Source organism: Labrys sp. (in: a-proteobacteria) (assembly GCF_047605565.1).
Classification (GTDB): Bacteria; Pseudomonadota; Alphaproteobacteria; order Rhizobiales; family Labraceae; genus Labrys; species Labrys neptuniae.
The window spans coordinates 97,978-124,871 of sequence record NZ_JASGFM010000015.1 but is presented as its reverse complement, the minus strand read 5'-3'; the positions used below and the strand labels follow the sequence as shown (position 1 = coordinate 124,871).

Sequence of the window (26,894 nt, the reverse complement as noted above, 5' to 3'; positions counted from 1 at the left end):
AGCAAGACGGGCTGGCTCGGATAACCACCGACGACCTTGGATCTTGAGGCGGTAGGTTTTCCGCTGTCATATGCATATTCTCAACACGGAGAAGAATGATGAAGGCATTGATTGCGGGAGCAGGCATCGGCGGGCTGACCACGGCCTTATTCCTTCATCGGGTTGGGATCGACGTTGAAATTTTCGAGGCTTCAAAGGAGGTTCGAGAGCTGGGCGTGGGCATCAACATGTTGCCGCATGCCGTTGAATTGTTGACGGAACTAGGGCTGATCGACGAACTTGATGCCGCCGGCGTCCGGACGCGCGAATTGATCTATGCGAACCGGTTCGGGCAGGTCGTCTGGCGTGAGTTGCGCGGTATCGAGGCGGGCCTTCCCGCGCCTCAGTTCAGCATTCATAGAGGCAGGCTGCTGGGCTTGATCCATCGAGCCGTGATCGAGCGGATGGGGGCGGGCGCAATCCGCACGGGATGTCGCGTGAACGGCTTCGAGCAGAACAGCGATACCGTCACGGTCCATCTGACGGACAGTGACGGCAGGCCGGCACAAGCGGTCGGCGACTTGCTGGTGGGTGCCGACGGCATTCATTCGGCGGTGCGCGCCGCGCTCCATCCCGGGGAGGGGCAGCCGATCTGGAGCGGCATCATGCTCTGGCGCGGGGCCACCCCCTGGCCGAAATGGCAGGACGGTCGCACCATGGCGATCGCTGGTGGCAACTTTGCGAAGTTCGTCTTCTATCCAATTGAAAAAGATAAACAAAATTCAGGAAATCTCCTCACCAACTGGGCGGTGATGGCTCGGGCAGGCCATGATCGGACGCAGGGTTTCTCCCTGGGGAACTGGAGCAGGCCGGGCTTGCTCGAAGAAGTGCTGTCATTCGTCCGTGACCGCTTCCACCTCGATTATGTCGATCCAGCCGCGATCATCCAGGGTACGGACGCATTCTACGAATATCCCAATTGTGATCGGGATCCGCTCCCACGCTGGTCGTTCGGGCGCGTCACCCTGTTGGGAGACGCTGCCCATCCGATGTATCCGGTGGGCTCGAACGGAGCGAGCCAGGCCATCCTCGATGCCCGCTCCTTGTCGCAACATCTCCGCGCCGCGGGTACGATCGAGGCGGCTTTGACAGCCTATGATGCAGAGCGGCGGCCCGTTACCGCCAAGATAGTCCTGGCGAACCGCAAGGGCGGCCCGGAAGGCGTGATCGACATGGTGGAAGCCAGGGCACCAGACGGCTTTGACGACATCGAAGCCGTCGCAACCCACGAGGAGCGCGAGCGCATCGTGCGCGGCTATGCGTCCCTGGCAGGATTTGCGCGCTAGGTGCAGCCCGATCCGCCAATTTCCTCAACTTTTTGAAATTGAGCTTGGTGCCGGGCTGGCCGAGGCACCCGTTGCTGAGGCATTTGAGCTCGCGGCTCGTTTGGGTAAACGCGACGCGGCGCTCCCGGATTTGTGGCTCCAATAGACCGTCGAGTTCGCAGCCGATCCATCTTCGCTGCTCCGGATTGGCCAAAACCTATCTGGCCGCACGCGAGACCTGCGTCAAATAGGTCAGACTATATTTTCACAGTCATACGCTGGGCCTCTGGACTGTTCGGGCGCCTCACGGCAGATAGTTCGAGCAATGTGTTGGAGGGAATCCCCCGTGTATTTGAAATGGTCCATTCCGAAATCGGTGCTGGTGCTTCTCGCCATGACCGGTGTTGCTCACGCTGAAGGCGAGCTCAACATCTATAATTGGGGAAACTACACCAACCCCAAGCTCATCAAGAAGTTTGAGGAGCAATACAAGGTTAAGGTCACCATCACCGACTATGACTCCAACGATACGGCTCTGGCCAAGGCTCGCCAAGGCGGCTCCGGCTTCGACATCGTCGTGCCCTCGCAGACATATCTGCCGATCTGGATCAAGGAGGGACTGCTGCTGGAAACCAATCCTGGCCAGATGGAGAATTTCAAGAACGTCACGCCGGAATGGGCCAATCCCGATTTCGATCCCGGCCGCAAATATTCCGTGCCCTGGGCCTGGGGCACGATCGGCGTCGTGGTCAACACCGACACATACAAGGGCGATATCAACACCTGGGATATCATCTTCAAGACGCCGGACGAGTTGAAGGGCAAGGTCAACGTCGTTCCAGAGATGAAGGACGTCGTTACGGCCGCCATCCGCTATGTCGGCGGCGAGCAATGCACCGGCGACAGGCAGGTATTGAAGAAAGCCCGTGACCTTCTGACGGCTGCCAAGCCGAACTGGATCGCCATGGAATACAATGCCATCGAAAAGATGGGGGCAGGCGACTTCAAGGCCTCGTTGACCTGGAACGGGGCGGCCCTGCGCACGCGCCTCGCGCATCCCGAGATCCATTACGGCTATCCCAAGGAAGGCTTTACCTACTGGTCCGACAATGTAGCGGTGCTGAAGGAGGCCAAGAATGTCGACAACGCCAAATTGTTCCAGAATTTCATCATGGATCCCGAGAACGCGGCGTTGAACTCGGTCTTCCACCATTATGCGAACGGCATCGCGGGCTCGGAAAAATTCATGCCGGCCGAGATGCAGGACGCCCCGGAGATCGTCGTTCCCGCGGAAGCCAAGGCGCACGGCACCGTGGCTTTGATATGCCCTCCGGAGGTCGATGTACTTTACAAGAAGATCTGGACCGAACTCCGCAAGTAAGCAGTCCAGGCGAGGGCGGCGACATCGACGCTGCCCGTTCTTGAAGCGGCACAGATCAAAGTGCGGTAGGAGCCAGTTGCCCCTGCGATATCAGTCATAGTACGAATTCACCCTCGCTCTTGCTCGAGGGGTCTCATGCGCGTTCATCCTGCCGTTGCGTGTCTTCTTATTACCACGGTTCTTGTTGCAACGAATCTTGGAGGCTGTGCAACTCCGATCCGAACTTCCCCAGGAACGGTAAAAACTTTGCCTGTTGCCGTCATAAGCAAGGGCCTCGGTGGAATTTTGCATGGATCTGTCCGTATAGAGCAAACCCAGGGCTCCTACTCGGTGAGCAATGGCAGGCTTTCGTGCTCCGGTACATATGCTCTGTCGGGAGTCAGGGAAAGGATCTATGTTCCGGTTCTTTGCAGCGATGGCCGCAAAGGCTATGCCGCCGTTCACAATGGGCCAAGTCTAATGAGCGGGTCTGGCTCCTTCACCTTGAGCGATGGAACCACGGGTGAGTTCGTGTTTGGCAAGGAGACCGGCAAATCCTAGACCTGTATCGCCTCGACGGTGATCGCTTCGCGAGCTGTCGCGCGCCGAGGCCGCGCCTCTGAAAAGATACCCCGTCCAATGAGGAGGGGGTGGCCCTTCCATCGTGGCGCTACCGACTTTATTCGCATAACATATCTTATGGAACATAAATCCATTCCCCAGCCTGGCCAAAAGCCCGATAAACCGGGCTTTTGGCGGCTATCTGCCAAGGCCGCGCAATTCGGCTCGCCTCGATCGACGGGCACCAATAATCAATATCTTGAGCCACTCAGCCATGAGCGATTCAAGAAAGGCGCTGGACCCCATATAGGCGGTTCGCAAGACTGCGGCATGTGCGATGACCCGCCCGCTATGCTTTGTCCTCAGTGAGCCGACCCGTCGCGCAACATGGCGCGCTTCTACGGCGTGTTCGTCCAGCCGACCTTGTTTGGCGCAGTCGCACTGTGGTCCGCAACTGGAGACGGATCGGCATGCTGGGACGGTTCAGGATTGAAACTTTCGACGACCTGCCGGCGCTCGAACGTGCCTGTCCGTATCGTCCGTAAGAAGCGCGCCTCGCTATGCCGACCTGGCTCGCAAGAACATGAGCCAATGCACGCGTCGCCCGAGATACGTCGCCCCAGGGCCTTGAATAAATTTTTAATTAATTTAAATTATTACAATATGTTACATAATATATCTAAAGTTAAACTATAGGCTGAGGGATTCAGCCATCCGTTGCAACAGGACGAGCGTGCGCTCGACATCGGGCTGTTCCGAGGTCGTTCGGCGGATATGGGGACAAGTGAGCACTGCCAGGGCGTGTCTTTCGGCCGAGAGGATCGGCACGCTGATATCATTCACGCCGAAGATCTGCTGGCTTTCGTCGATGCGGTACGCGGCTTTGCGATAGGAGGAGAGCTGCGCCTCGAGCCCCGCGTAGATCGTCGCCCTCTCGCTATCCTTCCAGCGAACCAGCAGCTCCTCTTTGGCCTGCGGGTCCTGGAAAGCCAGCAGAAGCTGGCCTGAGCCCGTGGTCAACAGATCGATCGGCGTGCCGACGCGAACCGTGAAAACCCAGTCCGAGGAAGCCGCCGCGTGGGCTACGACCACGGCCTCGTCGCGTTCCCGCATGACGAGATGACAGGACTGGCCAGACTCCTCGGCAAACCGGTCCATCAAGGGCACGGCCCGCGAAGTCAGCCGGCGTATGGGCGGATGATGTTGCGCCAGCACGAACAGCTTCATGCTCAAGGCGAAGCGATCCCCTTCCGCCGAGCGATAGACATAGCCGCGGGCAACCAGGCGTTCGAGCATGCGATAGATCTCGCTCGCGCCTCTGCCGAGCTCCTTGACGATTTCCGCCCGTGTCAGTGCATCGGAGCGGCTGGCCAGCAGTTCCAGGATGTCCAGGCCCTTGTCGAGCGCCGGTGCCCGATAAAGAGCCTCCCGGCTCGATCCCTCCTCCTGCTCCCTTGGTTGTCTTGGCAAAGCGCTTCCCTCTCTTTTGTTGACATATGAATATATTGTTCATATTTGGTCCGTCAACAATGAGCTGCACGCAGTGACACGAACTCGATGGGAGACCGCCTCATGCGCCTGGACGGCAAACGCATCCTGATCACGGCTGCCGGGCAAGGCATCGGCCGCGCTTCGGCCCTGGCCTGTGCAGCCGAGGGAGCCCGTGTCATCGCTACCGATCTCAACGACGAGGCGCTGGCAGCCCTCGCTGCGGCGGATGGCCGTATCGAAACGCGCCGGCTCGACGTGCTCGATCCCGCCGCCATCGCCGAATTGGGCCGGTCCCTGCCCGGCCTCGATGGGCTCTTCAATTGTGCCGGCTTCGTCCACAATGGCAGCATCTTCGAATGCAGCGACGAAGATTGGGACTTCAGCTTCGATCTCAACGTCAAGAGCATGTTCCGCCTGATCAAGGCCCTGCTGCCGGGCCTCCTGTATCGCGCGGGTGAAACGGGATCGAGTGCTGTCCTGAACATGGCCTCGATGGCATCCTCGGTGAAAGGCTTCCCGAACCGCCTGGCCTATGGCGCTTCGAAGGCTGCCGTCATCGGCCTGACCAAGGCCCTGGCCGCCGACCATGTCCGCCAGGGCCTTCGCTGCAACGCCATCTGCCCCGGCACGGTCGACACGCCTTCGCTGCGCGGGCGCATTGCCGCTGCAGCCGATCCGGTACAGGCCGAGAAGGACTTCATCGCCCGCCAGCCGATGGGCCGGCTCGCCAGTGTCGACGACATCGCCCCGATGGTGGTCTTCCTGCTCTCGGACGAATCCCGTTTCGTCACCGGCCAGACCGTCCTGGTGGATGGCGGCGTGACGATCTGAACAGAATAGAAGACAGTCGAGAGCTGCAATAGCGACCACAATCCGAGCGGAGGACACGCAATGACCGAGATCGTCGACATCGAAGTGCTCGACCTACGCTTTCCGACCTCCCAGCAGCTCGATGGATCGGATGCGATGAATCCCGATCCCGACTATTCGGCCGCCTATGTCATCCTGAAGACGGACCGGCCCGGTCTCGAAGGGCATGGGCTGACCTTTACCATCGGCCGTGGCAACGAGATCTGCTGCGCCGCGATCAAGGCCATGCGCCACCTCGTCGTCGGACTTTCCCTGGAGGAGGTCCAGGCCGATCTCGGTGCCTTCTGGCGCCACGTCACCTCGGACAGCCAGCTGCGCTGGATCGGCCCGGACAAGGGCGCCATTCACCTAGCCACGGGCGCGGTGGTCAATGCGGTCTGGGACCTGCTGGCCAAGATGGCCGGCAAGCCGGTCTGGCGCCTGGTTGCCGACATGTCGCCCGAGGAGTTCGTGCGCGCCATCGATTTTCGCTACCTGACCGACTGTATCACCCCGGACGAGGCTCTCGCCTTGCTGCGCGAGAAGGAAGCTGGAAAGGCCGAGCGCATCGCCGTCCTCGAGCGCGAAGGCTATCCCTGCTACACCACCTCGGCCGGCTGGCTCGGCTATGACGACGACAAGCTGCGTCGCCTGTGCCAGGAAGCCGTCGATGCCGGCTTCAACCATGTCAAGCTCAAGGTCGGCCGCGACATCGAACACGATATCCGCCGCCTGCGCATCGCCCGCGAGGTGATCGGTCCCGATCGCCAGCTGATGATCGACGCCAACCAGGTCTGGGAAGTCGACCAGGCGATCGACAGCGTGCGGAAGCTCGCCTTTGCCAAGCCCTGGTTCATCGAGGAGCCCACCAGCCCGGACGATGTCGAGGGCCACCGCAAGATCCGCGAAGGCGTCGCACCGGTCAAGGTCGCCACCGGCGAGATGTGCCAGAACCGCGTCCTGTTCAAGCAATTCATCATGCGCTGTGCCATCGACGTGGTGCAGATCGATGCCTGCCGCCTGGGCGGGGTCAACGAGATCCTGGCGATCCTGCTGATGGCCGCCAAGTACGATCTCCCCGTTTGTCCCCACGCTGGCGGCGTCGGCCTGTGCGAATATGTCCAGCACCTGTCGATGATCGATTTCGTCTGCGTATCGGGCACGCGCGAAGGCCGGGTGATCGAATATGTCGACCATCTGCATGAGCACTTCAAGGTGCCTTGCGTGGTCCGCGATGCCGCCTATATGCCTCCCCTCGCCCCGGGCTTTTCGATCGAGATGAAGCCGACATCCCTGCAGGACTATCGCTTTGCGGGCTGACGAAGCGGTCGAACGGCACCGGTTGGCTTCACGGGTCCATTGGGCCAGGAGCGCGGCCGTCCATCGATATCCTCAAGTCGGTGACGGGCTACCCACGCTGCGTGCCGTGCTCTCGCGCGCGACCAATTCATAGCCCAGATCGACCAGCCGCGGTTCGACATGCTTTCCATCGATCCTGTCAATCAGCATCCGCATGGCCTTTCTTCCCATCTGTTCGCGATGGGTCCGGACACTGGTGAGGCCGGGATTTGCAACTGCCATGATCTCGAGGTCGTTGAAACCGCAAATGCCGAATTGCTGGGGAACGGCAATGCGACGGCGCTGAGCCTCGAAGAGCACGCCAACCGCAAGGTCGTCATTGTTGCAGAACACAGCGTCGGCGTCGGGCGCGCGCGCCAGCAAGTCGGACATCAACTCGCAGCCCAGCGACACGGTGGAGGCTCGGGGCGTTGTGACGACGAGTTTTTCATCGAGCAGGCCGGCTTCGTCCAGCGCCTGGACGAAGCCTTGGAGACGCCTCTGAGTCCGCGGGTCCATGCGCGCGCCCAGAAAAGCGATGCGCCGATAGCCGCGCTCGACCAGATGCCTTGTGGCGGCGAAGGCGGCACGATGGTGCGAGAAGCCGACCATCATATCGACGGGATCGGGACCGACCTCCATGATCTGGACGATCGGGCATTCGGCCTGCAGGAGCTGGGCCCGGGCCGCCTCCGATTGATCGATACCGGCCACGACGAGGCCCGCTGGGCGCTGGCTGAGGAACACCCGCAGCAGCTTCTCCTCTTCGATCAGGGAATAGCGCGTGTTGCCCAACTGCACCCGAAAGGCGGTGGCCTCCGCCTCGGCATAGATCCCGCGCATCACATCCGCGAACACGTTGTTGGTCACCGACGGAATGAGCACGCCGATGACATTCGTTCGGGCCGAGGCCAGCGCACTTGCCGCCGGATCAGGCACATATCCAAGATCGTCGACGATCTGCTGGATGCGTTGCCTGAGCTCGTGCGAGACCGATTGCGGGTTGCGCAGAGCACGCGACACCGTGATAGCGCTAACTTCCGCAGCCTCGGCAATCTCGACCAATGTTATACGTTTCTTGCCCGGGCGTTTCTTGGGTTTTTTCATCTTGAAGCTCTGGTGGCGTTTCCCAGCAGAAAGATAGAACTTGCAAAATGATTGCGCAATCAATAAGAGTTCGGCCAAAGTTGGACGGGAGGAAAATGTGGCAAGGCCGGCATATAAGCTGGTTGTAGGCCTCTTCGGTGCCGGTCAGCAATTTGCGCGCGCCGTGAAGCGTGATCGCCTTTCAACACTCGTCTAGACATCCCCGCCCCTCTTCATCAGGGAGGCCGGTGGATCGTGCTTGATTTCATCTCCAGGACCTGGGTCCTGCTCGCGGCTCGCCGCCTAGGCGAACCGCCCTCGGAATGAATTGCGGCCACTCAGAAAGGTCGTGACGGACGCCACGAACAAACGCTCACGGGAGGAGGACCCCGATCATGCACACGACAGCCGCCAGCACGCCCGCGCGGGCCGGCAATCAGAAGGCCCCTTCCGGCGCCTCCCGCACCCGCTACATCATCCTGACGCTGTGTTTCGTCGGCCTGGTCATCAACTATCTCGACCGGGCCAATATGAGCGTCGCACTGCCCTATATCGACGCGGATCTCGGCCTCAATCTCACCAATACCCAGAAGGGGCTGATCCTCGGCGCCTTCTTCTGGGCCTATGACGGCATGATGCTGATCGCCGGCTGGTTCACCGACAAGGTGGGCTCGCGTCGGGCTTTCACCATCGCGGCGATCTGGTGGTCGATCTTCACGGCGCTCACCCCCCTCGCCCGCAGCTTCTGGGGCTTCTTCGCCTTCCGCTTCGCCTTGGGCGCCGGCGAGGCGCCGGCCTATCCGGCGGCGACCAAAGCAGCCTCACGCTGGTTTCCGGTGGGCGAGCGCGCCTTCTCCACCGCCGTGATCGATTCCGGCTCGCGGGTCGGCACGGTGCTCTCATTGCCCATCGTCACCAGCCTGCTCGTCGTCGCGACCTGGCACTATTCCTTCATCATACTCGGCGTGGTCGGCGTCGTCTGGGCGCTCGTCTGGTATTGGTATTATCGCGATCCCGTCGATCATCCCGGCGCCAACGACCTCGAGCGCCAATATATTGCCGACAATGGCGGACGCACCGAGGCCAATGACGACAGCGAAGCGACGAAGATCCGCTGGTCGCAACTGTTCGGCTACCGCACGGTCTGGGGCATGATGCTGGGCTTCTTCTGCCTCAACTTCGTGATCTATTTCTTCCTGACCTGGTTCCCCGACTATCTGAAGAATGCCCGCGGCCTCAACCTGAAGGAACTCGGTACTCTCGGCATGCTGCCCGGCCTTGCCGCGGTGGTCACGGCCTGGATTGCCGGCGCCTATGCCGACCGCCTGATCCGTCATGGCGCCGACGTCACCAAGGTGCGCAAGGTGGTGATGGTCGGCGGCCTGCTGGGCGGGGCTGCCATCCTGCCCGCTGCGTTCGCCTCCTCCATCTATCTGGCCCTGTTCTTCCTGGCGATTTCCTATTCCAGCCTGGCGATAGCCGCGACAGGGATCTGGTCCCTGCCCGCCGACGTGGCGCCCAGTTCGCGCCATGTTGCCTCGATCGGCGGCATCCAGAACTTCGCCTCCAACATTGCCGGCATCATCAGCCCCTTCATGTTCGGCTTCCTGCTCGACATGTTCCACGGCGACTACACGCCGGCTTTTGCCCTGGCCGCGGGCTTTGCCGTTCTGGGCGCCTTTTCCTATGCCTTCATCGTCGGCAAGGCCGAACCGCTCCCCCTGCCCGCCGGCACCGAGCACTGACCGGCGAACTATTCGGCAATTGACGTCAGGCAGCCGCCGTACATCTTCGGATCGTGCGGCGGTTTCTTTTTGCCGTTTCATCACTGCCAGATTGCCAGAAGGCTTCCGGTCGACTACGCACGTCATCGACAAGCGTTGGGGCGCCGAGGTTCGATTTTGCCTAAGTAAATACCGGTCTCTTCCTTTCCATCCCATCCGTTGGGCGGCCAGCCGGCAGCCCAACGGATGATCATGTTCACTGGGTGGTGGTCTGAGACCGGTCTGGCTTGTCCGACTGTGCCATGCGCACAGGCCGCTGCCCCAGCTCTTTCCCCAGCGAACATCGCCATGCCGTGCCCGTAACGGGCCTCTCCGATCGCCGTCCCGGTGGACTTCCTCACGGAAGACCGAGACGATATGTGCAATCTTCTCAAGGTCCGCTGGACCATCACACCTCAAATCCCTCCGCGACCCCTGCTCATTTGCGCCGGATGCGGTGTCATCAGGCCCTTTCAATGCAGCGGCAAGGCAAGGCTCAACGCCAATGGCCGCCGGCTCGATGCCTGGCTCATCTACAAATGCCCGGTTTGCGACAAGAGTTGGAACAGGCCGCTGTTCGAACGCCGGTCGGTGCGGGACATCCCGCCGGCAATGCTCGCCGCCCTGCAGACGAACGACCCGATCTGGATCCGTTGCCAGGCCTTCGATCTCGCAGCCTTGCGGTCGCATGCCTTCCATATCGAGGAATGCGACAAGATCGATATCGTCAGGCAGGTGCTCGATCGGCCGGATGTCTGGTCCATCCTGCATGTCGAACTCGTCGTCGACCTGCCGGCGGGGATCCGCCTGGATCGCCTCCTGGCACGCGAACTCGGCCTGTCGCGATCAAGGCTGCAATCGCTTCAACGCCGGGAGCGGCTGCGCCTGGGGTCCGGCCGCTCCGACGCCTTGCGCAAGCGCGTGTCGGACGGCACCAGCATCGTGCTCGACCTTGCAGGGGAGCCGAACCGTCAGATGATCGGCGACGCGGCCTCGGGACGTTCAAGGCCGTAAATAGCTGCTGCTTTCAGGGACAGCAGAGCCCCGTCTGCAGGAAGCTCGAACGAGATTCCCGCGCCGGTGTCTTGCGGCGCGGGATACCGGGCTCGTCAGATCGGCCGCGCCTGCGTCTTGCCGGCCGGCAGATCACTGCTCACCTCTTCGGCGACACCGTCGAAGAGCCGGCCGATGCGCCGGCGCTCGGCCTCGTCCTGCGGCAAGGCGTAGGACAGGGCGACATAGACCAGCGTGTTGACGATCAGGCCGACCACGCCCGAGGTCATCCCCGCCAGGGCCGGAATGGAGACGGGATAGAGGAACTGCAGCACCACCGCCACCGCAAAGCCGGCGATCATGCCGCTGGCGGCACCCGCGGCATTGCCCCGCCGCCAGAAGATGCCCAGATAGAGCGCCGGCGCCAGTTGCACGATGCCCTGATAGGAGGCCAGCGCCAGCGTAAGCAGCCCCGCGGTGACATTGGCGGTCGCCACCGCCCCGGCCACCGCCAGCAGGGTGGCGATGACGATGGTGATACGCGCGGTGCGGGTGTTGGTGGCCTCGTCCGCGCCGCCGACATGGATGATGTCCTGGGCGGTATGAGTACCGACGGCCGCCGTGATGGCATTCACATTGCCGACCGTGGCGGCGAACACGGCCACGCCCGCCAGCGCCAGCACGAACGGCCCGCCATGCCCGGCCGTCAGGAACCAGACATTGTCCGGCGCTTTCGCTACCTCCGGCAGCTGGGAGGCCAGCATGCTCATGGTCAGCATGATGGCGAGGAACACGAACATGAACGGCGCCGCCTTGAGGGCGGAATTGCGGACCGCCTGGGCGCTCCTGGCCGTGAACAACCGCACGAAGATATCGGGCCAGCACCACGAGCCCATCGCACCGGTGAACACCAGCGAGAAATAGTAGAGCGGGCCGAGTTCGCTGTTCAGGCCCGGCAGGCTGGCAAAGCTCTCCGGCAATCCGGCAAAGCCCAGGCCCTGCGACATCAGCCAGACGATCAGGCCGAGCGCCACCAGCCCGCCGACGCCATAGGCGAAGATACCCTGGATCATGTCCGAGATCACGATGCCGCGCATGCCGAGCCGCACCGTCCAGATCTGCCGGATAGCCAGCACGGCGATGCCGACGAAGACCGCCGTCGTCGGCGTAACTGCCCCGAAGGACAGATAGGAGAAGACCAGGCCGAGCGACTGGAAGGCGAGTACCAGCCAGGGAAAGGCCGAGACCACGCCGATCACGGCGGCGATCACCCGCACGCTGGTGGAATTGTAGCGCATGCCGACGAAATCGGCCTGGGTGCGCAGGTTGAAGGCTTTGCCCCAGTCGAACACGCGCTGCGCCATCAGGAACATGAACAGCACAGCCAGCAGCGAATAGGAGATCACGTAATAGCCGATTACCCCGGCTGAGGCGGAAAGCCCCGCGAAGGCGATGAAGATCGTCCCCGGCAGCCAGGTGTTGAGAAAGGCCATGGTCTGGAACCACGAACCGAACGAGCGCCCCGCCACCGCATAGTCGGTAAAGTCCCGGCCCTGCTGGCGGGTACGCTCCAGCACGGCGACGACACCGATGAAGAACAGGGCCAGCAGCCCGTAACCGATGAGGAAATCCATCGTCCTATTCCTCTTCCCGGTCCGGGCTCGCCCGGTGCAGATAGGTCAGGCTGACGACCAGGAACAGGCCACTGCCCATGAAGAAGAACATCGCCATGCCGAGATTGCCGCGCGCCATCGCCAGATGGATCGGCGGAAACAGCATGATGATCAGGTTGAGCCACAGCAACAGGCGGCGGACCCGGCTAAAGTCAGTCGCTTGCCTCTCCATTTCGTCCTCCCATCTCGACATTCTCCTCTGGGGTGGGAAGCGCCTCGCGAAAGCCCTGGTCAGGGCCTCCGACCGGCGCCGTTCTTCTTGTCTTTATCGTGCAGGATGCTCCGGCCAGCGCGTCACAGCCCGCAAGCCTGCACCACTGCATCGACCAAGGCCCTTTGATGTGGCTGCAGAGTCTGTCCGGGCAGGTCCCTCCAGAAGGTCTGGTAAGGATCTTCGACCCCGGTCTCGACGCCGCTGAGCGTTTCCACCACGGCCAGGCCACAGAAGGGCACGTAGAAGGGTGAGTAGCCGCCCTCATGGCTGATCACCAGCCGGCCCCCGCAGATCGAAGCGGCGAGATCCATCAGGCGGCGGGTCATGAGGCGATAGGAGCCGGAAACCAGCATCATGCGGCCGAGCGGATCGGCATTGGATGAATCGAAGCCGCTCGCCACCAGGATGACATCGGGTTTGAAGCGGGCGATCGCCGGCAGCACCACCCGGTCGAAGGCATCGAGATAAGCCCCCTCGCCCGAGCCGGCCGGCAGGGGAATGTTGATTGCCGCCCCCTTCCCGGCACCGACGCCGCGATCGGCGACCTTGCCGGTATCGGGCGGGAAATTGCCGTCCTGGTGCAGCGAAATGGTGAGGATGTCGGGATCGGCCTCGAAACAGGCCTCGGTGCCATTGCCGTGATGCACGTCCCAGTCGACCACCGCCACGCGCTCGATGCCGAGCTTGGCCCGCGCATGGGCGATCGCCACCGCGACATTGGCGAACATGCAAAACCCCATGCCCTTCTCCGGGCGGGCATGGTGGCCCGGCGGGCGCACCAGCGCATAGGCATTGGCGACCTCGCCCTCAACCACGGCCCGCAGGGCGCTGATGGTGCCGCCGGCGGCCAGGCAGGCCAGGTCCACGCCGGCAAAACCGAAGGGCGAGACGCCGTCGCCCATATCGCCGCCGCGAATATCGGCACTGAGCGCCTTCATCCTGTCGAGATGCTCGCTGGTGTGGATGCGCAGGATGTCCTCGTCGCTCGCCTTGGTGATCTCGATGCGCTTCAGCGCCTTCGCGATGCCGGAAACCTCCACCAGCGACGCGAAGCGAGCCTTGGATTCCGGCGACTCGACATGCTGCAGGGGCTGGATGAATTCGCCCTTCAGGAAGCCGGCCGCCGTGCCGGTGTCGTGCCAGCCGAAACGCTCATGCCACACCCATCCCGTGGTCATCACAATTCTCCCTCGTCTGCAGGTTTTCAGGCAGGCTAGAGCATGCAGACGAGGCGGGAATGGTGCAGATGCACTATGGGCGCGGGGGAGCAACCTTGTGACGAGCTTCGTCCACGGCTACTATCATCGAAAATACATAATCCTCCATCCGGGGCCAGTGCATGTGACCTCCAAACTGTCCATGTTCTCGCAATTCGTGGTCGATCTTCACCGGGCCGGCCGTCGCGCCGACAAGGATGCCGATCTCGACCTGGCCGCGCATGCCCTCGAGCTTTTGCGCCCCCTGCTCGGTTTCGACTGCGCCTGGTATGGCTGGGCTCGCTTCCTCAACGATCGCACCACCGTGCCGGCCTCCTCCACGCTCGGCCTTCCCGAGGGCTTTGCCCCGTTCTGGTCGACCATGGCCAGCCAGGACCTGGTCGCCACCGCCTTGCGCCGGGATCGTGGCCGCGTCTGCATCTATGATCGCGGACAACCCCGGCAGACCGACGAGATGGCCGAATTGTCGGAGCGCTACGGCATCCGCAAATGGGCCTCCGCCATGCATAACCGGCCGGGGGCTGCCACCACCTTCTTCGTCTCGGTCTACCGCACCCGCTGCCACGATCCGCATTGGGACGGGGAAGACCTGCAGCTCCTGCAATGCGCGGTCGACCACCTGTTCCTGGCCCTGCAGGCTACCTTCGAGCGGCGCAGTGCGGATGGACCAGGTGAACGGGCGACGCTGGTGGTCGACGAGGCCGGCTTCGCCCATCTCGGCCTGGATCAGGCCCAAAACTTCCTCAGGACCATCTGGCCCGGCTGGAGCGGCGATCGCCTGCCCCGGCCGCTGCGCCAGGTCGCGCTGCATCCCGGCATCCATCTGTTCGAGCGCGAGGGGGTGGCGGTGAACTGCCGCCGGGATAGCGAAGCAGGCCGGCAGTCGAGCCTCATAAGGCTGGAACTTTCGTTGCTGTCGAGGCTCGATCGCCTTTCCCCGCGCGAACGTGAAGTGGCGCAGTTGCTCGCCGGCGGAGCAACCCACAAGCAGGCGGCGCAGATGCTGGGCAGCGCGCCGGCCACCATCCGCAACCAGACCCAGGCCATCTATGACAAGCTCGGCGTTCGCTCGCGCGCGCAGCTTGCCAGCGCAGTGCTGCGCTGAGCGCAGGCATGATGTGCGATAGAGGCTATTACTGCCGGTGATGGGTGGACCCCGCGACCTGTTTTCAAGCGAACCGACGCCTCCTCATGTCTGGACCATATGGTCTAAAACCCGATTCGACAGACAAGAGGTATAATCAAACCCGGCCTGTCCAAGCGACGGCGGCCTGCCTGCGGCCAGCCCGTTCTAAGAAGAGTATCAGCAGCACCATCAACCGATCTGACGAAATGGCACTTTCTCTTTGCTTACCAAGAAGATGAGAAGGATTCTGTCGTTACGATTCCTCTTTCAGGCGAAGCGCCTGAAGGATATCCTAGTTGCGTCGGGCTTTTTGGTACGCCATGTATCGGCGTAGTTGCATCTCGACATTCGGAGGTATCGTAATACACCCTCCGAGGGGGCGCCTGGAATGTCTTTGCACATTCTTGGTGGGAGAGGGGAAAAAAATGCCGGTTTTGCCGGAACCCATGACTGTGGCGGATCTCATTGATCTGCTGCGAGAACAGGACCCGAAGGCGTTGGTAACCATCGGCAATCCAAATACCGGGCCCGATTGCGCCGGCGCCCTGTTCAACGGTTTTGTCCGGCCTCAGGGCAAGTCCTTCCGGCATATGCCATGGAGCCAGGTTCAACATGAAGGCTATCTGCCGGCGGTCGTACTGGAACGCTTCGTACGACGCAAATGAGCTTGGCTCCGCGCCCTGGTGACCATGGCGTGCCGGCGCCTCTCCGTTGCATCGAGGCTTTTTTTCTTGCCCTGGCCGCACTCCGCGCCTACCTAAAGGGCCATGTATGAGGAAAGAAACAGCCGGGACAGCCTCGGCAATTCGCCCTCGGCTGGTGAGACGGTCTTTGCATCAGCCCTATCTGAGCCCGATAAATGGGCGATTTTCCTGGATATTGATGGCACGCTGATCGATCTTGCCGCGACGCCGCTGTCGATCTTCGTGCCGCCGACTCTACCGGATGACCTCGCGGCCCTGTCACGGCATCTGGGTGGCGCCATGGCGCTGGTCACCGGCCGTAACATCGTGCTCGCCGACGAATTGTTTGCTCCCCATCTTTTCCCCATTGCCGGGCTGCATGGCGCCGAACGGCGCGATGCGTCCGGCGTGGTGGACAGCCTCTCCGTCCCTGCATCTTTCGAGCAGCTCAAGCGCGACATTGCCGACGAGGCCGGCGCGTGGCCTGGCGTCGTGTTCGAGGACAAGGGCGCGGCGGTGGGGGTGCATTACCGCCTTGCGGCCGACCGCAAGGACGATGTCGAGGCCTTGATGTCGCGTTTCGCGCCTGTTGCTCCCGGCTGGACGCTGCAGCACGGCAAGATGGTGGTCGAACTGCGCCCCGCGCGTGCCAGCAAAGGCAAGGCGCTGGAAGCCTTCCTGCAGGAAGCGCCGTTCAAAGGCAGGATGCCCCTGGCGATCGGTGACGATCTCACCGACGAGGCGATGTTCGAAACCGTCAACAGCCTCGGCGGCCAGTCGATCCGTGTCGGATCGGCGGGGACCCAAACAGGTGCTCGCGCGTTGATATCATCGCCAGCAGCTCTGCGGACCCTGATCGCCCGCACTGCAGCCTAATTCAATTCAATCATCAATATTCGAAAGTTCCCATGGGTCGACTTGTCGTTATTTCCAATCGAGTTCCCGTCCCCACGCGCAACGGCGATGCTCCCGCCGGCGGCCTGGCGGTTGCCCTCAATGCCGCCTTGCAGGAGCGTGGCGGCATCTGGTTCGGATGGTCCGGAAAATCCAGCCCTGGCGCGGAGCCCCCTCCCCCCCGATTCCAGCAGCAGGGCAATATCTCTTATGTGCTGACCGACCTGACCGAGACCGATGTCGAGGAATATTATCACGGCTTCGCCAACCGGGTGCTCTGGCCGATCTGCCACTATCGCCTCGATCTCGCCGAATATGGCCGCAAGGAAATGGCGGGATATTTTCGCGTCAACCGCCTGTTCGCCCATCGCCTGGCACCCTTGATCCAGCCGGACGACATCTTATGGGTCCATGACTATCACCTGATCCCCCTCGCCTTCGAACTGCGGCAGATGGGCATCAAGAACACCATCGGCTTCTTCCTGCATATTCCCTGGCCACCCTCCGATGTGATCGCCGCCATGCCCATGCACGAGGAGATCATTCGAGGCCTCTCCCACTACGATCTCATCGGCTTCCAGACCGACTACGATCTCGACAATTTCGCAGGCTATCTCGCTCGCGAAGGCATCGCCAGGAACCTGGGGGACGGCCGTTTCGAATATCATGGCCTGCATTTCAAGGCTGCCGTGCATGGCATCGGCATCGAAACCAAGTCGTTCGCCCAGATGGCGCAGGTCGCGATCGGCAACAGTGCCGTCCGCAAGGCGCGCCAGAGCGTGGAAAGCCGCGATCTCATCATCGGCGTCGACAGGCTCGACTATTCCAAGGGCCTGACCCAGCGCATCGATGCCTTCGAGCGCTTCCTGAGGGCTTATCCGGGTTACCACAACAAGGTCACCTATCTGCAGATCACACCGAAATCTCGTTCCGAGGTACCGGAATACGAGACGATGCAGAAAATGGTGGCTGAGGAGGCCGGCCGTGTGAACGGTGCCATGGGCACGCTGGATTGGGTTCCCATCCGCTATGTCAATCGCTCAGTCGGACGCCACATCCTGGCCGGACTCTACCGGATTGCCAGGGTCGGGCTGGTCACGCCGCTACGCGACGGTATGAACCTGGTTGCCAAGGAGTTCATCGCCGCCCAGGATCCCGATAATCCGGGCGTCCTCGTTTTGTCGCGCTTTGCCGGCGCCGCGCGTGAACTGAAAGGCGCGGTGCTCGTCAATCCCTACGATACCGAGGGAACGGCCAATGCGATTGCCCGTGCCTTGAGCATGTCGCTGCAGGAGCGACGCGAGCGCTGGCAGAACATGATGAATTTCCTGCTCGAGCATGACGTCTCGCACTGGTGCGACGCTTTCCTCAAGGATCTGACTCAGGACAAAGAGATGCAGGCGGCCCCGATCGTGACCAAGGCCAGTGCCTGACTGCGCCCTGATACCGGAATCTCCCAGGAAATATAGGATTTCCACATAGGGCACTGAGATCAGGCTATGATCTTGGCCAGAAGGGTCGAGGGAGCAATGACACTCCCTCCCCTGCCCGACAAAAGCAATTTTCTGCCCAGCAACCTCGGCACTCGTGCGGGGGCGGCATGCTGCCTTGTGCGACCAGCACGCTGGACCATTCCAAACTGGAATGGCCTCTTGCCCAATCGTCGATATCGGGGCCCGAAAGAAAGCGATAGGGCTAGCCCTCGGGCCGCAGCGAATGACATTGCCTGTGTCGGCCACCGCATCTCTTGGCGAGACCTACCGTGCTGAATGATCCGCGCTCCCACGGCCTCTGGGAAAAGACCGCTCCCCGCGCCCCGCAAACCGAACCGCTCCGCCGATCCCTTACCGCTGATGTCGCCGTCATCGGCGGTGGCTATACGGGGCTGTCGGCCGCCCTGCATCTGGCGCAGGCCGGTGCATGCGTGCATCTGCTGGAGGCCGTCGAGATCGGTTTTGGTGGCTCCGGCCGCAATGTCGGCCTGATCAATGCCGGCATGTGGGTCATGCCGCAGGATCTGCCCGGGGAACTGGGCCCTGTCTATGGCGAGCGCCTTTTGCAGATGCTCGGCGACGCGCCGGCTGTGGTCAAGGACCTGATCGCCCGTCACGATATCGCCTGCGAACTCAGGACGAACGGCACGCTGCACTGCGCCGTCGGGCGCAAGGGGCTGCAGGAAATCGAAGAACGTACCCGTCAGTGGCGCAAGCGGGGGGCTCCGGTCGAGCTTCTCGACGCCGGGGAAACCGCAAGGCGGGTTGGCACGCAGGCCTATGCCGGCGCCCTTCTCGACAGAAGAGCCGGCACGCTACAGCCCTTGGCTTATGCAAGGGGCCTTGCCGATGCGGTGCTGCGCCAGGGCGGCCACATTCACACGGGCAGCCCTGTTATCGAGGTCGAGCATCGCGACGCCCGTTGGGTGGTAACCACCCCGCAGGGGCAGGTGACGGCGGCCTGGATCGTGGTGGGGACCGACGCCTATGGTCAGGGACCCTGGGAAAAGGTGCGCAACGAGCAGGTGCATCTGCCCTATTTCAATCTGGCCACCGCTCCCCTCGCGCCGGAACTGCGCAAGCAGATCCTGCCGGGTGGCGAGGGCGTCTGGGACACCCGCACCGTGCTCTCGTCTTTCCGCATGGATCAGTCCGGGCGACTGGTCTTCGGCAGCGTGGGCGCGCTGAGCAAAACCGGCGCCGCCATCCACAAGAACTGGGCGAAGCGCGCCTTGCGGAAATTGTTCCCGGGCCTCGCGCATGTGGAATTCGAGCATGAATGGTTCGGCAAGATCGGCATGACCGGCAATGCCCTGCCCCGCTTCCACAGCTACGGACCGCAAGCTATCGGTTTTTCCGGCTATAATGGCCGCGGCATTGCCCCGGGCACCGTTTTCGGCCGGGCGTTGGCGGATCATATCCTCGGCACAATAAGCGAAGCCGAGTTGCCGCTGGCAAGAACCGACCTCATGCCGGCCGCCTTCCGGTCCTTGAAGGAAACCGGCTATGAAGTGGGCGCCCAGTTTGCCCACATGGTTGACAGGCGCCTCTAATTTCATGAATGATATATAAATCAGATAGTTATATATATTTTTTAAGTTAATATACTGAAACTGATCGCCAAGACGATTGTCTATTCGCCTTCGGGCGAGGCCTGTGTACGGAGCCATTGCCGAAAGGCCAGCAGGGGCGGATGCATGGCACGGTCGGCGGGCCAGACCAGATAATAGGCTTCCGCACTCACCATCGGCAGATCGAGGGCTCGGACCAGCCGGCCCGTCTCGAGCTCCTCGAGGATGAGGAATTCGGGCAGCAGGGCGACCCCGAGCCCTGCGATCGCAGCCTGGGCGGCCGTGGCAAATTGGTCGAACAGCATGCCCCGCACCGATTGGGCCGGCGCACCATGCAGGGCGAACCAGCGCTCCCAGGCATCGGGCCTGGTGGTCAGATGCAACAGCGAGGCATTGCGGAGATCGGCGGCGGACTGGAATCCGTGCTGATCGCGCAAGGCCGGGCTGCAGGCGGGGACCACGGTCTCGGAGCGGATCTTTTCCATTTCGCCGCCGGGCCAGTCCGAACCACCGAAATGGATGGCGGCATCGACCGGGTCCTGGCGGAAATCGAAATAGGACAGGCGCGTCACCAGATTGATGGTGATGCCGGGGTTGTGCGACAGGAATTGCGGCAGCCTCGGTGCCAGCCAGCGCGTGCCGAAGGTCGGCAGGATCGCCAGGGTGAGCGTTCCCCCCAGCGGATTGGCCCGAAGCATCAGCGAGGCGGTGCCGATCTTGCGGAGGGCATCGCGGATTTCACGCGCATAGGCTTCCCCGCCGGGCGTGACGCTGATGGTCTGCTTTTCGCGGTGGAACAGTTCGACCTCGAGTTGCTCCTCGAGAAGCTTGATCTGACGGCTGACGGCGCTTTGTGTCAGGTTGAGTTCCCTGGCTGCGGCTGTCACGCTGCCTGTGCGCGCCGCCGCCTCGAAGGCACAGAGCAGGGAAATCGAAGGCAGAAAACGGCGTGGCCCTTGCATCGCCTCACCCGCGAACAGGCATGAGCCGTCCCGGAGGCCGGGCTATCGATGGGCACTTCCGCCAGCAACGTCGTTTCATTGGGCTCCCGCTTGGCTCGCAACCACGCTCATTCCCGTTCGGTATGAACTGTTGAAATAACATTGGTATCCAACCTGTGTCTACCGGCGCATGAAGCTCGATAACATGACGATTGCGAATGAGATCGTCACCCAATCGAGACGCAACGGGAGCCCGGGACATGGCCAACCAGACCTTCTTGCATCCGGACGAGATCCGGACCCTGTTCTCGACGGCCATGTCGAGGATGTATCGTAGCGAGGTGCCGCAATATGGCACGCTCATGGAGTTGGTCGCCGACGTCAACGAGGCCACCCTCGCCGAGGACGGCGCGTTGCGGGAGACCTTGACGCGCCATGACGAACTCGCCCGCCTGAGCGTCGAGCGTCATGGCGCCATCCGCCTTGGTACAGCCAAGGAACTGTTCGACATTCGCCGCGTCTTCGCCGTGATGGGCATGTTTCCCGTTGGCTATTACGATCTTTCGGTCGCCGGCGTTCCCGTCCACTCCACCGCCTTCCGCCCGATCGACGATGCCAGCCTGCGCCGCAACCCCTTCCGCGTCTTCACCTCGCTGCTCCGGCTTGAGCTGATCGAGGACGAGGCGTTGCGCGCCGAGGCGGCCCGCATCCTGGCGGGGCGGCGCATCTTCACGGTGCGCGCGCTGGAACTGGCCGCCCGCTTCGAAATGCTGGGCGGCCTGACGCCGGACGAAGCGCAGGAGTTCGTCGCCGAAGCGCTCGAGACCTTCCGCTGGCACGCCAAGGCCACGGTCTCGCTCGGCACCTATGAGAAGCTGCACGATGCCCATCGCCTGATCGCCGACGTCGTCAGCTTCAAGGGCCCGCATATAAACCACCTGACGCCGCGCACCCTCGATATCGACGCCGTGCAGGCCGGCATGCCCGCCCGCGGCATCACGCCCAAGGCCGTCATCGAAGGCCCGCCCCGGCGCAACTGCGCCATTCTGCTGCGCCAGACCAGTTTCAAGGCACTGGAGGAGTCGATCGAGTTCCGGACCGAGAACGGTGATGACCGTGACGGCACGCACACCGCCCGTTTCGGCGAGATCGAGCAGCGTGGCATCGCGCTCACCGCCAAAGGGCGCCGGCTCTACGACACGCTGCTCGCCGGCGTACGGGCCGAAGCCCGGGTCGGCCAGGGCGGCGCTGGCGCCGGCGACTATCAGGCGGAACTGTCCGAGCGCTTCGCCGCCTTCCCCGACGAGTGGGCGGAACTGCGCGCTCAGGGCCTTGCCTTCTTCCGTTATTCAACGACCGAGCACGGCCTCGCCGCTCGGCAGCGCAAGCGGCTTCCCGCAAGCGTCGACGAACTGGTCCAGGCCGGCTTCCTGCGCTTCGACCCAATCGTCTACGAGGACTTTCTGCCTGTCAGTGCCGCCGGCATCTTCCAATCGAACCTCGGCACCGACGAGCAGCAGAATTATGGCGAACGCTCCAACCGCATCGAGTTCGAACGCGCCCTTGGCGCCCCCGTCCAGGACGAACTCGCCCTCTATGCCGCCACCGAAAAGCGATCGCTGGATCTGGCCCTCGCACAGCTCGGCGATCCCCATTTGACGATGATGGCCATCGCGTAGGGATCGGCGCGGCCATGAATATGAGAGTGCAGGTCGAGGACAAGGCCGTCCCGTCGGGCCTCGATGCTTTCCTGTCCGCGCTGGTGTCTGCCGGCTATGCCGGCGACATCGCGCGCGATCGCGCGACCCGCATCGTTCATGCCACGGACAACAGCATCTACCAGGTCGAGCCGACTGCGGTGCTGTTTACGCGCGATAGCGAGGATATCGCCCGCGTCGTCCGGCTGGCGGCTGATCATCGCATTCCGCTCTCGCCGCGCGGTGGCGGCACCGGCACCAACGGCCAGTCGCTGACGCGCGGGGTGCTGGTCGACACTTCCCGTCATATGAACCGCATCCTCGAATTCGACCTCGAACGGCAAAAGGTAACGGTCGAGCCGGGCGTGGTGCTCAACCAGCTCAACGCCTATCTGCAGCCTCACGGCTTGTTCTTTCCGCCCACCGTCTCCACCGCCTCGCGGGCCACGCTTGGCGGCATGGTTGCGACCGATGCCTCCGGCAAAGGCTCGCGCATCTATGGCAAGATCTCCGACTATATCGAGGCGATGGAGATCATTCTCGCCAATGGTGAGACCGTCCAGGTCGCGGCGATGCCGATTGCGGAAGCCCGCGAACTGGCCCGGCGCGAGGACGCTGCCGGCCGCATCCATCGCGAAGTCCTGCGGGTCGTCGATGAAAACGCCGAGCTGATTGCCTCGACCTTTCCGCAGATGAACCGGGGCCTGACCGGCTACAATCTCAAGCAGGTGCTCGGCGAGGATGGGCTGTTCCGCCTGTCCTATCTCCTGGCCGGCTCGGAAGGCACCCTCGCCTTCACCACCCGGCTGACCCTGCGGCTGCGCAGGCGCCCGGCCTGCCGGGCCCTGGTGCCGGTTCGCTACGCCACGTTCCAGGCGGCCCTCGTCGACGTCCAGCGCCTGCTGCAGGCCGAGCCGGCGGCGATCGAAATTCTGGACGACACTATCTTGTCCCTCGCCAGGCAGGACGTGGTGTGGGGAGAGATCGAAAGCGTTCTGGGACGCGATGACGGCAGCCCGGTGGGTGGGCTGAACTTCGTGGAGTTCGTCGGCGAGGCCCAGAGCGATATCGACGCGGCTTTGGCCCGCTTGTCGAACCTGCTCGCAGCCGAGCCGGACGCCGTTCTCGACTGGAAGGTCGTCACCGACCCCAAGACCATCGCCGGCCTGTGGTCCCTGCGCGAAAAGGCCGTCGGGCTGCTCGGTCGTCTTGGCGGAGGCAAGCAAGGCACGCCTTTCGTCGAGGATACCGCCGTTCCGCCCGAGAAACTGGCGCCCTATGTGGAAGAGCTCCGCGCCATCCTTGATCGTCACGGCCTCGCCTATGGCATGTTCGGCCATGCCGATGTCGGCTGCCTGCATGTGCGCCCGGCCCTTGACATGCGCCTGCCTGAGGATGCCGCTCTGATCCGGCCGGTCAGCGATGCCGTCGCCGCCCTGACCAAGAAATATGGCGGCCTGCTCTGGGGTGAGCATGGCCGCGGCTATCGCGGCGAATATTCGCCCTTTTTCTTCGGTGGCAAACTCTATGAGGAGCTGTGTGCCCTGAAGAGGGCCTTCGACCCGTTGAATCTGCTCAATCCCGGCAAGCTCGCCAGCGCTGATGCCGTCCTTCATCCGGTCGAGCGCATCGATGCCGTGCCGCTGCGCGGCGAGAAGGACCGAGCCATCGCCGCGCCGCTGCAGCGCGATTACGACAAGGCGATCGCCTGCAACGGCAATGGCGCCTGCTTCAATTGGGACAAGCACGATCCGATGTGCCCGTCCTACAAGTTCACCCGCGACCGCCGCCATTCGCCCAAGGGCCGGGCGGCGATGCTGCGTGAATGGGCGCGTTCGACCTCGGTCATCGAAACTCAACCGGCCGAAGCCCGGGACGCCGCCGAGATCGAGGACGAGCTCAAGGCTTCGCTGGATCTTTGCCTGGCCTGCAAGGCCTGTTCCAGCCAATGTCCGGTAAAGGTCGATATTCCCGCCATGAAGGCGCGTTTCCTCCAGCGCTACTTCACGCGCCGCCGCAGGCCGCTGCGCCATCGCGTCGTCGCTGCGATGGAGCCCGGCCTGGCTCTGGCCCGGCGCTTTCCCGGAATCGCCAATCTCGGCCTGCGCCTGATGGCGACGCCGCGCCTGGCGCGCTGGACCGGCCTCACCGACCTGCCGCGCCTGTCGGTGCCTGCACCGGCACCTCGCCTTCAGCCGCGCGACCTCGGCGGGCTTGCCGCCGGCGCCGGGCCGAACGCCGTCATCCTGATGGAAGACAGTTTCACCAGTTCCTTCGACGGCGGCGTGGTCGATGCCGTCGCCGGCCTGCTGGCGCGGCTCGGCTTTGAGGTGCACCGGGCGTCTCCTGCCGCCAACGGCAAGGCGCTGCATGCCCTTGGCATGCTCGACGCGTTCAACAAGGTCGCCGGCGCGGCCCGGGCCCATCAAAACGCATTGCTGGCCACGGGATTGCCGGTGGTCGGCATCGAACCCGTCGCCGTGCTGATGGGCCGGCATGAATATGTCGGACCCGGATTGGGGGAGCCTCTCGCCGTGCTCGGCCTCGACGAATTCCTGGCGCAGGCGCTCGAAAGCGGCCGGCTGGGACAGGCCCTCCCCGCTTCCGGGACCGCAGGCTTTCACCTTCTACCCCATTGCACCGAGAAGACGGCCAGGCCCGGCACCGGCCAGGCCTGGACCCGGATCTTCAAGCATTTCGGCCTCGAGCTCACCGTGCCGGCCACGGGTTGCTGCGGCATGGCCGGCCTGTTCGGGCACGAAGCCGAGCATGTTGAGATGTCGAAGGGCCTGTTCGCCATGAGCTGGGCACCGCGTCTTGACGGCCTTGCGCCCTCCGCGGTGCTCGCCACCGGCTTTTCCTGCCGCTGCCAGACCGAGCGCTGCCAGGGCTATGCCCCCCGCCATCCGGCGCAGGCCCTCCTCACGCATCTGGAGAGCCTTGCCCCACCGTCCCAGCCCCAGTTTCGCCAATCCAGACTTCACCAATCCAGACTTCACCAATCCAGACTTGGAGACACCCGATGAACGCCCCGCTTCGCAGCTCTGCCGTGCCTTTGTCCGTCACCGCCGATACCATCGCGCTGCTCGACCAGATCGGCGTCAGGCCTGAACTCTATACCGGCGGCAGCCTCCCGGCCCGCTCGCCGATCACCGGCGAGACCCTGGCCGGCGTGCCGGCCATCGGCACCGAGGAGGCGCTGGCGCGCATCGAAGCCGCCCATCGGGCCTTCCGCACCTGGCGCAACGTGCCCGCTCCCCGTCGCGGCGAGTTCGTACGCCTGCTCGGCGAGGAGTTGCGCGCCCACAAGGCTTCGCTCGGCCGGCTGATCTCGATCGAGGTCGGCAAGACCGCCTCCGAGGGCCTGGGTGAAGTCCAGGAGATGATCGACATCTGCGACTTCGCCGTCGGCCTGTCGCGCCAGCTCTACGGCCTCACCATCGCCACCGAGCGCGGCGACCATCGCATGATGGAGACTTGGCACCCCCTCGGCGTCGCTGGGGTGATCTCGGCCTTCAATTTCCCGGCGGCGGTCTGGTCGTGGAACGCGGCCCTCGCTCTGGTCTGCGGCAATGCCGTGGTGTGGAAACCCTCCGAGAAGACCCTGCTGGTCGCCCTGGCGACGCAGGCGCTGGTCGAGCGCGCCCTGGCCCGCTTCGCGGCCGAAGGCGATGCCGCGCCGGAAGGCCTCATCAGCGTACTCGCCGGCGACCGTAGCATCGGCGAACTCCTGGTCGACCACCCCAAGGTTCCCCTGGTTTCGGCCACCGGATCCACCGCGATGGGCCGGGCGGTCGGGCCGCGCCTGTCCCAGCGCTTCGCCCGCTCCATCCTGGAGCTCGGCGGCAACAATGCCGCCATCGTCTGCCCTTCGGCCGATCTCGACCTCACCTTGCGCGGCGTCGCCTTCGCGGCCATGGGCACGGCCGGCCAGCGCTGCACCAGCCTGCGCCGCCTCTTCGTGCATGACAGCGTCTATGAGGCCCTGGTGCCGCGCCTCAAGCGTGCCTATGCCTCGGTCTCGATCGGCAGCCCGCTCGAAGCCGGCACGTTGATCGGGCCGCTGATCGACGAAGCCGCCTTCAAGGCCATGCAGAAGGCTCTCGTCGCCGCGAAGGAAGCGGGCGGCAGCGTGCATGGCGGCGATCGCGTTGATCTCGGCCTGGCGGATGCCTATTACGTCGCGCCGGCCCTGGTGGAAATGCCCGGACAGCGCGGCCCCGTGCTGGAAGAGACCTTCGCCCCCATCCTCTATGTGATGAAATACAGCGATCTCGACACGGTGCTGGAGCTCCATAACGACGTGCCGCAGGGCCTGTCCTCCTCCATCTTCACCAACGACCTGCGCGAGGCCGAGACCTTCCTGTCGGCGCGCGGCTCCGATTGCGGCATCGCCAATGTCAATATCGGCCCCTCCGGGGCCGAGATCGGCGGTGCCTTCGGCGGCGAGAAGGAAACCGGCGGCGGGCGCGAGTCCGGTTCGGACGCCTGGAAGGCCTATATGCGCCGGGCCACCAACACCATCAATTACGGCCGCACCCTGCCGCTCGCCCAGGGCGTGAAGTTCGACGTCGAGTGAGACTGCCATGAACAGGGATGTGCGGATGTCACGGGGCTTTCGTCTCGCGCGCCGGATCACG

The 26,894-nt window shown here is 63.2% G+C and carries 20 protein-coding genes; 14 read left to right on the top strand and 6 right to left on the bottom strand.

Annotated features, from left to right (window positions below; genetic code table 11):
* Nucleotides 1–98: 98 nt before the first annotated feature.
* Nucleotides 99–1,325, top strand: coding sequence for a flavin-dependent oxidoreductase (locus tag QM672_RS15555; protein ID WP_415083647.1), 1,227 nt, complete (start codon nucleotides 99–101; stop codon nucleotides 1,323–1,325).
* A gap of 373 nt (nucleotides 1,326–1,698) precedes the next feature.
* Nucleotides 1,699–2,685: an extracellular solute-binding protein gene (locus QM672_RS15550; RefSeq protein WP_415083645.1), complete on the top strand. Its 987-nt coding sequence runs from the start codon at nucleotides 1,699–1,701 to the stop codon at nucleotides 2,683–2,685.
* Nucleotides 2,686–3,915: 1,230 nt separating this feature from the next.
* Here QM672_RS15550 and QM672_RS15545 read toward each other — a convergent pair.
* A complete protein-coding gene (locus tag QM672_RS15545; protein ID WP_311941266.1) occupies nucleotides 3,916–4,695 on the bottom strand; it encodes an IclR family transcriptional regulator in 780 nt (259 codons plus the stop codon).
* A gap of 102 nt (nucleotides 4,696–4,797) precedes the next feature.
* Between QM672_RS15545 and QM672_RS15540 the strand changes: the two genes are divergently transcribed.
* Nucleotides 4,798–5,547, top strand: a complete 750-nt coding sequence (locus QM672_RS15540; RefSeq protein ID WP_415083620.1) for an SDR family oxidoreductase — start codon at nucleotides 4,798–4,800, stop codon at nucleotides 5,545–5,547.
* Nucleotides 5,548–5,607: 60 nt separating this feature from the next.
* Nucleotides 5,608–6,885 (top strand): L-fuconate dehydratase, encoded by a 1,278-nt coding sequence (locus QM672_RS15535; protein WP_415083618.1) that lies wholly within the window; start codon nucleotides 5,608–5,610, stop codon nucleotides 6,883–6,885.
* Nucleotides 6,886–6,957: 72 nt separating this feature from the next.
* Here QM672_RS15535 and QM672_RS15530 read toward each other — a convergent pair whose 3' ends face one another.
* Nucleotides 6,958–8,010 (bottom strand): LacI family DNA-binding transcriptional regulator, encoded by a 1,053-nt coding sequence (locus tag QM672_RS15530; RefSeq protein ID WP_415083616.1) that lies wholly within the window; start codon nucleotides 8,008–8,010, stop codon nucleotides 6,958–6,960.
* A 374-nt stretch (nucleotides 8,011–8,384) separates the two neighbouring features.
* Between QM672_RS15530 and QM672_RS15525 the strand changes: the two genes are divergently transcribed.
* Both QM672_RS15525 and QM672_RS15520 read left to right on the top strand, forming a co-directional pair.
* Nucleotides 8,385–9,734, top strand: a complete 1,350-nt coding sequence (locus QM672_RS15525; RefSeq protein ID WP_415083614.1) for an MFS transporter — start codon at nucleotides 8,385–8,387, stop codon at nucleotides 9,732–9,734.
* A 396-nt stretch (nucleotides 9,735–10,130) separates the two neighbouring features.
* A complete protein-coding gene (locus tag QM672_RS15520) occupies nucleotides 10,131–10,766 on the top strand; it encodes a DUF1062 domain-containing protein (protein WP_415083612.1) in 636 nt (211 codons plus the stop codon).
* A 95-nt stretch (nucleotides 10,767–10,861) separates the two neighbouring features.
* On the opposite strand, the gene QM672_RS15515 is transcribed toward QM672_RS15520, so the two are convergent.
* The 3 genes from QM672_RS15515 to QM672_RS15505 all read right to left on the bottom strand — a co-directional run bounded on the left by QM672_RS15515 (nucleotide 10,862) and on the right by QM672_RS15505 (nucleotide 13,810).
* Complete coding sequence (locus tag QM672_RS15515; RefSeq protein WP_415083610.1) at nucleotides 10,862–12,379, bottom strand: sodium:solute symporter family protein; 1,518 nt, start codon at nucleotides 12,377–12,379, stop codon at nucleotides 10,862–10,864.
* A gap of 4 nt (nucleotides 12,380–12,383) precedes the next feature.
* The gene (locus QM672_RS15510) at nucleotides 12,384–12,590 is read right to left on the bottom strand and encodes a hypothetical protein (protein WP_415083608.1); all 207 of its coding nucleotides are present in this window, start codon (nucleotides 12,588–12,590) and stop codon (nucleotides 12,384–12,386) included.
* Nucleotides 12,591–12,712: 122 nt separating this feature from the next.
* Entirely contained in the window at nucleotides 12,713–13,810 is a 1,098-nt protein-coding gene (locus QM672_RS15505; protein ID WP_415083606.1) for a class II histone deacetylase, read from the bottom strand.
* Between the two features lie 163 nt (nucleotides 13,811–13,973).
* Here QM672_RS15505 and QM672_RS15500 point away from each other — a divergent pair, with 163 nt between their 5' ends.
* The 5 genes from QM672_RS15500 to QM672_RS15480 all read left to right on the top strand — a co-directional run bounded on the left by QM672_RS15500 (nucleotide 13,974) and on the right by QM672_RS15480 (nucleotide 19,598).
* Nucleotides 13,974–14,954, top strand: a complete 981-nt coding sequence (locus QM672_RS15500) for a response regulator transcription factor (RefSeq protein WP_415083604.1) — start codon at nucleotides 13,974–13,976, stop codon at nucleotides 14,952–14,954.
* A 446-nt stretch (nucleotides 14,955–15,400) separates the two neighbouring features.
* Nucleotides 15,401–15,640 carry a hypothetical protein gene (locus QM672_RS15495; protein ID WP_311941238.1) on the top strand — a complete coding sequence of 80 codons (240 nt, stop codon included), beginning with the start codon at nucleotides 15,401–15,403 and terminating at the stop codon, nucleotides 15,638–15,640.
* A 102-nt stretch (nucleotides 15,641–15,742) separates the two neighbouring features.
* A complete protein-coding gene (gene otsB / locus QM672_RS15490; RefSeq protein WP_311941235.1) occupies nucleotides 15,743–16,534 on the top strand; it encodes a trehalose-phosphatase in 792 nt (263 codons plus the stop codon).
* Nucleotides 16,535–16,566: 32 nt separating this feature from the next.
* A complete protein-coding gene (gene otsA / locus QM672_RS15485; protein ID WP_311941232.1) occupies nucleotides 16,567–17,985 on the top strand; it encodes an alpha,alpha-trehalose-phosphate synthase (UDP-forming) in 1,419 nt (472 codons plus the stop codon).
* A 329-nt stretch (nucleotides 17,986–18,314) separates the two neighbouring features.
* Complete coding sequence (locus tag QM672_RS15480) at nucleotides 18,315–19,598, top strand: NAD(P)/FAD-dependent oxidoreductase (RefSeq protein ID WP_415083601.1); 1,284 nt, start codon at nucleotides 18,315–18,317, stop codon at nucleotides 19,596–19,598.
* Between the two features lie 80 nt (nucleotides 19,599–19,678).
* Here the strand turns inward: QM672_RS15480 and QM672_RS15475 are convergent, their stop codons facing one another.
* Complete coding sequence (locus tag QM672_RS15475; RefSeq protein WP_311941225.1) at nucleotides 19,679–20,578, bottom strand: LysR family transcriptional regulator; 900 nt, start codon at nucleotides 20,576–20,578, stop codon at nucleotides 19,679–19,681.
* Between the two features lie 239 nt (nucleotides 20,579–20,817).
* On the opposite strand from QM672_RS15475, the gene QM672_RS15470 reads away from it, so the two are divergent.
* The 3 genes from QM672_RS15470 to QM672_RS15460 are packed head-to-tail and all read left to right on the top strand — an operon-like array spanning nucleotide 20,818 to nucleotide 26,833.
* The gene (locus tag QM672_RS15470) at nucleotides 20,818–22,236 is read left to right on the top strand and encodes a VOC family protein (RefSeq protein WP_311941222.1); all 1,419 of its coding nucleotides are present in this window, start codon (nucleotides 20,818–20,820) and stop codon (nucleotides 22,234–22,236) included.
* Nucleotides 22,237–22,250: 14 nt separating this feature from the next.
* A complete protein-coding gene (locus QM672_RS15465) occupies nucleotides 22,251–25,280 on the top strand; it encodes an FAD-binding and (Fe-S)-binding domain-containing protein (protein ID WP_415083598.1) in 3,030 nt (1,009 codons plus the stop codon).
* Nucleotides 25,277–26,833, top strand: a complete 1,557-nt coding sequence (locus QM672_RS15460; protein ID WP_415083596.1) for an aldehyde dehydrogenase family protein — start codon at nucleotides 25,277–25,279, stop codon at nucleotides 26,831–26,833. The genes QM672_RS15465 and QM672_RS15460 overlap by 4 nt, the downstream gene beginning before the upstream one ends.
* Nucleotides 26,834–26,894: the final 61 nt, after the last annotated feature.

Bases quoted from the DNA above. Each gene is read 5' to 3' on its own strand.
- QM672_RS15535 (WP_415083618.1), top strand. From the start codon at position 5,608: ATGACCGAGATCGTCGACATCGAAGTGCTCGACCTACGCTTTCCGACC.
- QM672_RS15475 (WP_311941225.1), bottom strand. From the start codon at position 20,578: ATGCAAGGGCCACGCCGTTTTCTGCCTTCGATTTCCCTGCTCTGTGCC.
- QM672_RS15515 (WP_415083610.1), bottom strand. From the start codon at position 12,379: ATGGATTTCCTCATCGGTTACGGGCTGCTGGCCCTGTTCTTCATCGGT.
- QM672_RS15505 (WP_415083606.1), bottom strand. From the start codon at position 13,810: ATGACCACGGGATGGGTGTGGCATGAGCGTTTCGGCTGGCACGACACC.
- QM672_RS15525 (WP_415083614.1), top strand. From the start codon at position 8,385: ATGCACACGACAGCCGCCAGCACGCCCGCGCGGGCCGGCAATCAGAAG.
- QM672_RS15495 (WP_311941238.1), top strand. From the start codon at position 15,401: ATGCCGGTTTTGCCGGAACCCATGACTGTGGCGGATCTCATTGATCTG.
- QM672_RS15530 (WP_415083616.1), bottom strand. From the start codon at position 8,010: ATGAAAAAACCCAAGAAACGCCCGGGCAAGAAACGTATAACATTGGTC.
- QM672_RS15550 (WP_415083645.1), top strand. From the start codon at position 1,699: ATGACCGGTGTTGCTCACGCTGAAGGCGAGCTCAACATCTATAATTGG.
- QM672_RS15540 (WP_415083620.1), top strand. From the start codon at position 4,798: ATGCGCCTGGACGGCAAACGCATCCTGATCACGGCTGCCGGGCAAGGC.
- QM672_RS15470 (WP_311941222.1), top strand. From the start codon at position 20,818: ATGGCCAACCAGACCTTCTTGCATCCGGACGAGATCCGGACCCTGTTC.
- QM672_RS15460 (WP_415083596.1), top strand. From the start codon at position 25,277: ATGAACGCCCCGCTTCGCAGCTCTGCCGTGCCTTTGTCCGTCACCGCC.
- QM672_RS15465 (WP_415083598.1), top strand. From the start codon at position 22,251: ATGAATATGAGAGTGCAGGTCGAGGACAAGGCCGTCCCGTCGGGCCTC.
- QM672_RS15555 (WP_415083647.1), top strand. From the start codon at position 99: ATGAAGGCATTGATTGCGGGAGCAGGCATCGGCGGGCTGACCACGGCC.
- otsA (WP_311941232.1), top strand. From the start codon at position 16,567: ATGGGTCGACTTGTCGTTATTTCCAATCGAGTTCCCGTCCCCACGCGC.
- otsB (WP_311941235.1), top strand. From the start codon at position 15,743: ATGTATGAGGAAAGAAACAGCCGGGACAGCCTCGGCAATTCGCCCTCG.
- QM672_RS15510 (WP_415083608.1), bottom strand. From the start codon at position 12,590: ATGGAGAGGCAAGCGACTGACTTTAGCCGGGTCCGCCGCCTGTTGCTG.
- QM672_RS15520 (WP_415083612.1), top strand. From the start codon at position 10,131: ATGTGCAATCTTCTCAAGGTCCGCTGGACCATCACACCTCAAATCCCT.